1 protein-coding gene is annotated in these 2,796 nt (G+C 65.1%); it reads right to left on the bottom strand.

Going from position 1 to position 2,796, the window contains the following annotated elements; translation table 11 throughout:
- Window positions 1-2,682: ATP-binding protein (locus VFA16_RS10610; RefSeq protein WP_324967767.1), on the bottom strand; the 2,682-nt coding region annotated here is incomplete at its 3' end.
- Window positions 2,683-2,796: the final 114 nt, after the last annotated feature.

The raw sequence follows: 2,796 nt of genomic DNA, 5'->3' as shown, positions 1-2,796 counted from the left end.
TACCCACTCGTCGAAGCCGTGCTGCTTGCCCAGGTCGGCCAGTTCTGCAACACGCTCCGCGGCATGGTCCAATTGGTCCGCTTCGATACGCATCCAGATCTCCAACGACTTTCCGTAGGCCAGGCTGAACATGCCGTGGGGGAAGGTCAGCATTTCGCAGCGGCGGCGTGTCTGCCCGAAGGCGGCTTCGGCTCCGGCCAAATCACCTTCCATGAACCGGGACATCGCAAGATAGGTGTAGATCGTCGCGAACGGCTCGTTGGGCAAGAACCAGGAATCTTCGACTCGGGGCTCGCCGACGTCGCCGGCCATCGTCGCGGCCATTTCGGTGAGGGCCCGGGCATGCGGGAAGTCACCGCGAAACCACGCCAGGCCGCCGAACAACAGCGTGTTCACTGCGCGGTTCCACTCCGGCATGTCGGCCAGCCGCGACCGTATCGACTCGCCGAGCTGTGTCGCTCGTTGCAAATCGCCGCGTGCGGTGTAGTAGCTCCACAGCGCACCCAACGTCGCGTACAGCTGCGGGCTCACGTTTTCGCCGATCAGCTCGAGGCAACGCTCGAACTCGGCAGCGGCCCCAGCGCTGGCATGTCCCATTGCCACCGACGCGAGAAACCCGCTTTGCAGTCGTACGGCGATTTCGTGCTGGTCACGCGCAGGACCCGGTGTCGACCGCTCGATGTTCTCCAGCGCTCGAGCGAGGTAGCTACGTGCCTCGTTGAGAGCGCCGCGGTGCCGCGCGACACCGCATGCCTGCTCGTACGCGGAGGCTGCGTCGTCGTACCGCGCGGCTTTTTCGTAGTGGTGTGCCACCAGCCGCCACTCGGGATTGCCGGTGGTCGACGCCGCCGCCAGCACGTCGCCTATCCGGCCGTGCAGCTTGCCACGCAGGCTCGGCGGGACCAACTCGGTGGTTACCTCTCGCAGAAGTTCATGGCGGAAGCGCCACACGTCCGTCCGCACCGGTTGCAGGACGCCGCTATCGGTGAGTTCGTCAATGGCCCGGTCGAGGTCGTCCGGCGTCAGGTCGACGACCGATTCCAGGAGCCCGCGATCGACGACGCTGCCGATGACCGCAGCCGCCTGCGCGACAAGCACCGTGGTCTTGTTCGATGGCAGCCGCGCCAACAGCGCTTCATACAGGGTGTCGGGAACCTGGGCTGCCGCTGAATCGGCTTGATGTTCTAGGACTTTGACCATGACCTCTTCGATGTAGAGGGGTATCCCGTCGCAGCGGTGCCGCACCTCGCCGCGTGCGTCCGACGTCATCGCGGGATCAAGGGCAAGGATCAGCTCATCGGCTTGCTCGTCGGTGAGCGGTTGCAGATCGAAGATGCGCACATTGTCCGGCAGGGCAGCATGCTCACGCCCGGTGACAACAATCAGCAGGCGACCGGTGTCCGCGCGCAGTAGTTGGTTCACTACCTCGATCGTGTCGGGATCGAACCAGTGCAGGTCTTCGATCACCACTAGGGCGGCGCCGTTTCCCACGCACGCCAGCAGGTAGTTGTAGACGGCGGTGGCGATTTGGCTATGCAGCTTGCTGCCTTCGACCAGGGCGGGTCGAAAACCTGCCTCGGGCCGTATGGCGAGCACCGGCGCCAACAGCGGCACCATGTCCGTCGGATCCAGTTCGAGCTGAGCGATCTCGGCCTCGAGTTTCGCGAGGCGCTCGACCGGATCGGAGGTGCTGCCGATGCCGCACCGTCGTTCCAGCAATTTTCGTATCGGGCGTAGACCGGTGTCGGTGTGGAACGGCGAACCGAACAGTTCCAGCACCACAGCATGCGACGCTACGGCCATCTCGATGGCCGCAGCGGCCAAGCGACTCTTGCCGATTCCGCCCTCACCGACGAAAACCACGCCGGGATTTCTCAACGCGCCCGTCACCGCTTGGGACCAGGCGTCATGCAGGTAGTCGACCTCCCGTTGGCGACCGACCAGCGGACCAAGCGCATGCCTCGTCGGGTCAAGTTCGGCGACTGCCCGATAGTGGCCAACTAAGCCGTCAACGCCCTTGACTGCCTGCGGTTCTCGGGCTTCGAGCTGAAAGCTGTCCCGCACAAGTCGTGCGACCGCGTCGGATACGGCGACGGTGCCGGGCTGGGCCAGGCTGCATATCCTCGCCGCGAGATTGGCGCCTAGCCCGTAGACGTCGTCCTGGTCGGTGTCCAGATAGACCAAACCGCGGTGGATGCCGACCCGGACATCGATGTCGAAGCCGAACCGCCGGCGCACCTGCTCGCTGAGCGCGGCCACCTCGCTGGTGATGTCGAGACCGGCCCGGACCGCGCGCCCGACATCGTCTTCGTGCGGTGTGGGATGGCCGAACACCGCCAATAGCCCGTCGCCCTTGGTGGAACCGATATGGCCGTCGTAGCGGTTGACGGTGCGCAGCACCTCGTCGCGGTAACGTCCGACGACGGTGCGGTAGGTCTCCGGTTCGGTCCGGGTTGACAGGGCTGTCGAGTCGACCAGATCGGCGAACATGATCGTCAGCCGCCGGATCGCCCCTCCGCCGGCTGGAGTGGCCAGCAACTCCTCGGCGTCGAGGTTGTTGTCGTCGACTTCGAGCACTCGACCGGCGAGCGCGTTGGCGGTAGCGCGGTCACCGCGGTTGATCGCTTGTACTGCGCGGTCAAGCAATTCGTCGATGGTCGGGGCGGGGGTATTGCCGTTCACAATTCGACGTCGGCGATCGGCAGGATTTCCTGCCCGGGCGGGGTGCCTGCCGGAGTGATCGTAGTGAGGCGGACTTCGCCGGTGTAGGACCTGCCGCTCAAATCGGGGTTCTTG

The sequence above is a fragment of the Mycobacterium sp. genome (genome assembly GCF_035653355.1).
Taxonomy (GTDB): domain Bacteria; phylum Actinomycetota; class Actinomycetes; order Mycobacteriales; family Mycobacteriaceae; genus Mycobacterium.
The sequence above is the reverse complement of the archived record's forward strand: the minus strand, read 5'-3'. Positions and strand labels throughout refer to the sequence as shown.